Source organism: Persicitalea sp. (assembly GCF_041751555.1).
Taxonomy (GTDB): Bacteria; Bacteroidota; Bacteroidia; order Cytophagales; family Spirosomataceae; genus Persicitalea.
The window spans coordinates 1-3,724 of record NZ_JBGSXF010000675.1 but is presented as its reverse complement, the minus strand read 5'-3'; the positions used below and the strand labels follow the sequence as shown (position 1 = coordinate 3,724).

The following is a 3,724-nucleotide window of genomic DNA, read 5'->3' as shown; positions in this document are numbered from 1 at the left end:
AAGACTACGAAGAAAATTACCTGCAACATATTGCCGTTGGAAGCGGCGGCCCCGATGACGTTGTCCGGTACCACATCTACCAAGGCACTTAGTGGACCTTTGTTCTGGTTCTCGGCGGCACGGCCCACGTTTTGCTCGGCGCTTACCCCAAAGCTCGCCATAAGGTCACTGCGCGTGGCTTCTTCGATAAAACTACCCGGCTGCGCCAAGTTGACGACCAGCAAACCCAGCGACACAGCAATCAAAGTACTTAGTATGTAAAGCCCCAGCGTTCGGGTGCCGAGTCGCGAAAGTTGGCGGATGTCGTCCAGATCGGATACACCCTTGATGAGCGACGCCACGATCAGCGGAATGGCAATGAGTTTCAGCAGGTTGATAAAGATAGTACCCCAGGGCTTGATCCAGGCCACCACGAAATCACTACCCCAATCGAAGCGAGAAAAAAGATACCCGGCCAATATTCCGGCCGCCATACCAATAAGGATTTGCCAATGCAGTGCGAGACGTTTCAAGAGTTTATGAGTTGAAAGTTTATGAGTCAGGGTACTAAGTACAGAGTTCGGAATTGAAAATGGGCGTTCTTCTGCATTCTGACCAAAACTCCAAACAGAGTTCGGCAAGAATCACAGAAAAACGCCCAAACATCGGCATTTCAAGCGGAAAATACAATTTCCCCTAAATACGCAAATCTCCTTTCATCCTTCCTCCCTTCCTCTCTACTCCTCCCATAAATCCGCCAGCATTTCCCACGGCACCTGACCGCGCTTTTTGGTTTCAGAGGTGAAGAGTTCCAGAAGTTCGGTAAGCCGGGCATCATCGGTCTTACCTGATGCGTTCAACACGGCTTGGGCCACATTTTTGGCCATGACGGCCGGGTCGCCCGATGCCCAAGCCTGTCCGTACTGCGTCCAGAAATCATCAGTGGCGGTGGGGACGTAATCGGGAACTTCCTGCGTTTTGCCTTTTTGACCGGGAACCGGAATGGCCGGAGCTTTCTCAGAATAGTTAATCGAGGTCACGCCCTCGCGGAAATCGGCAAAGGTTTGGCGGAGCGTCTGCCCCGGCCAGCGGAGTTCCATAGCACCTTCCGTAGGACGATAAACCCCCGTGTAGATCGTACCGAAGCCTTCGTTGAAGCGGCGGGCGTAGAGTGGCGAGTGCAGGAAAGTCTGTATCGCCATTTCGGCATCGGGCTTGGTCACCCTTAGCAATTCCAGCAGAAACCGCTCCCGCTCGATTGTCTTGGAAAAGGCAGCGTGTTCCGGCCAATCGACCTCGCCTTGGTGGTTAGTCGATACCAAGGCGTCGGTCACAACCGCCGCGTGATCGGGGGAGATTTGCAGCATTTTGTGAGCCCCGCTTTTATCCAATACCATTATATTGTATGCCATGTGCGAGGGGGTGCGCACCAGCACTTCGACGGCCTCCTCGACGTTACTACAAAATTCCAGCACGTAGCGCAAAATGAACGGAATGCCGAAGCCTTTACCTACAGCTTTACGTCCGCCAAAGGTAAGCGAAGCCACCAATCCATCTTCATTGATCCCATCAACGACACCCGCAAGACAGTCGCCTATAGCCATTACTTGCTTGCCATTCCAGGCGCTGTGCAAAACGGTACCTTCGCTCAGGTTGGGGTGGTAGTCGTAGTTACGAACAAGCTGCGGCGGGTTTTGCGTCACGACTTGGGAACAGCCCGAGATATAGGCGGGCGGCTGCCAGCCAGTCAGGAAACGCGCGGCAATGGGATCGTTGCCCGCCAGTTCGCACAGGCGGCGGTAAGTGGGCATCAACTCGGGCATGTAGCGCTCGAGTTCGGCCACCGAGGTAGCAAGGTCAGGATTATGAGCTACGCCTTTGGATTCGAACCAGGCACGGTAAGCGGGCCAATGGAGGTTGAAAAGCTTCTGCCATTTTGGGCCGGGCGTGGATTCGGATATGGAATTGAAGTCGAGATTGAACATGATGTCTTTTACTATAAAGTAACTTATTTTTTGGGGTCAACGGTCAATCGGGACGCCCCGTGGCGGCTAACGGTTAACGGCTCCTGGATTGGGATTAGGATTGGCAAATACAACGTTTGCGGGGTAGGTTAGTTCAGTCATAATTTTCTTTTGCCACCTATTTTCCCTATATTTGAAGAAAAGCAGACTAGTGCCCGATTACCTTTATGCGTAAAAATTCACCGCTTATCAGCCTACCCGCCTTCCGTTGCCTTCTTCTGAATAAAAAACGCCTCGGCCGGGGAAGCTGCTCCTAGTTTTTTTATTTTTCAATTATGAAGCTCTTGCGCTACGAAGAACTTTTCTAATTGAGTTTCAACGTAGAGCAACTCCAATTCTACGTACTTTAGAACCAATCTAATTTCCTGAAAGAGAAAACTCTAAGAGAGTTGACTCGTTTTTTGTAAAAATCGATTTACAAACTATTATCCTTTAACTTAATGGTAGCAGAAACCACCAAATCCCAAGAATTATTCGAAAGAAGAAGAAACGCCGTAGCCAACGGCGTTGGCGTGTTCAACACCGGCACCGTCCGCGATGCCAAGGGCGCGATCATCATTAGCGAAGACGGCGAAGAACTCATCGACTTTGCGGGCGGCATCGGCGTCGTCAACGCCGGGCATTGTCCCGAACCTGTGGTGGCCGCTATTCGCGAGCAGGCAGGCAAGTACTTGCATACCAGCTTCAACGTCGTGACCTACGAGCCGTATGTCGAACTCTGCGAACAGCTTTGTGAAATCTTGCCCCACGGCGAGCGCACGAAGGCTATGCTCGTCAGTACGGGAGCCGAAGCGGTGGAAAACGCCATCAAAATTGCCCGCATGGCTACGAAGCGCCCGGCTGTGATCTGCTTCACCGACGCCTACCACGGCCGGACGATGATGGCGATGACGCTCACCAGCAAAATCAACTACAAAATCGACTGCGGCCCCTTCTCGCCGGAGGTGTACCGCTTGCCTTTTCCCAATTATTATCGTTACGGTAACGGCCTTAGCCTGGACGATTTCGTCGATCAGGAACTGCGCCGCCTCGACGACAGTGGCCATAATCTAGTCGTTCCCGAGAGCGTAGCGGCCATTATCCTGGAACCCATTCAGGGAGAGGGCGGCTTCTACGCCGCGCCGAAACGCTACCTTGAAGGTCTCCGCGCCTACTGCGACCGCCACGGCATCATGCTTGTCCTCGATGAGGTACAATGTGGATTTGCCCGCACCGGCAACTGGGCAAGTTGGCAGGAATACGGTGTGCAGCCCGACATTAGCACCTACGCCAAGTCGATGGGTTCGGGGCTACCGATCGCAGCGGTTGTCGGCAAGGCAGAAGTCATGGACGCAGCCGGGCCGGGTACCATCGGCGGCACCTACATCGGTAGTCCGATTTGCTGCGCGGCATCGTTGGCGACCATAAAATACATGAAGGAGATTAACATGAACGCGCGCGCCGTAGAAATCGGGAATATGTTCATGGAGCGTTTTGAAAAACTCCAGGAACGAGTCCCCGCCATCGGTGAGGTGCGGGGTTTTGGGGCCATGAATGCCATTGAGTTTGTCAAAAACGGCAGCCCTATCGAACCCGACGGTGACCTCTGCAATGAAATCGTAAAAGGCTGCGCCGAGCGCGGCCTGATCCTCATCAGTGCCGGTACTTACAAAAACATCATCCGTATCCTTTCGCCCCTGGTCATCACCGATGAGCAGTTTTCGCGCGGGCTGGATATATTG

Annotated in this window: 3 protein-coding genes; 1 reads left to right on the top strand and 2 read right to left on the bottom strand. The window is 53.1% G+C overall.

Annotated features, from left to right (window positions below; all coding sequences use genetic code 11):
* Both ACEW8P_RS23860 and ACEW8P_RS23855 read right to left on the bottom strand, forming a co-directional pair.
* Positions 1–512 (bottom strand): dicarboxylate/amino acid:cation symporter (locus ACEW8P_RS23860; protein WP_373515570.1); only part of this gene is annotated, 512 nt, incomplete at its 3' end.
* A gap of 204 nt (positions 513–716) precedes the next feature.
* Entirely contained in the window at positions 717–1,964 is a 1,248-nt protein-coding gene (locus tag ACEW8P_RS23855) for a C45 family autoproteolytic acyltransferase/hydolase (protein ID WP_373515569.1), read from the bottom strand.
* A 479-nt stretch (positions 1,965–2,443) separates the two neighbouring features.
* On the opposite strand from ACEW8P_RS23855, the gene ACEW8P_RS23850 reads away from it, so the two are divergent.
* Positions 2,444–3,724 (top strand): aspartate aminotransferase family protein (locus ACEW8P_RS23850; RefSeq protein WP_373515568.1); only part of this gene is annotated, 1,281 nt, incomplete at its 3' end.

Bases quoted from the DNA above. Each gene is read 5' to 3' on its own strand.
- ACEW8P_RS23855 (WP_373515569.1), bottom strand. From the start codon at position 1,964: ATGTTCAATCTCGACTTCAATTCCATATCCGAATCCACGCCCGGCCCA.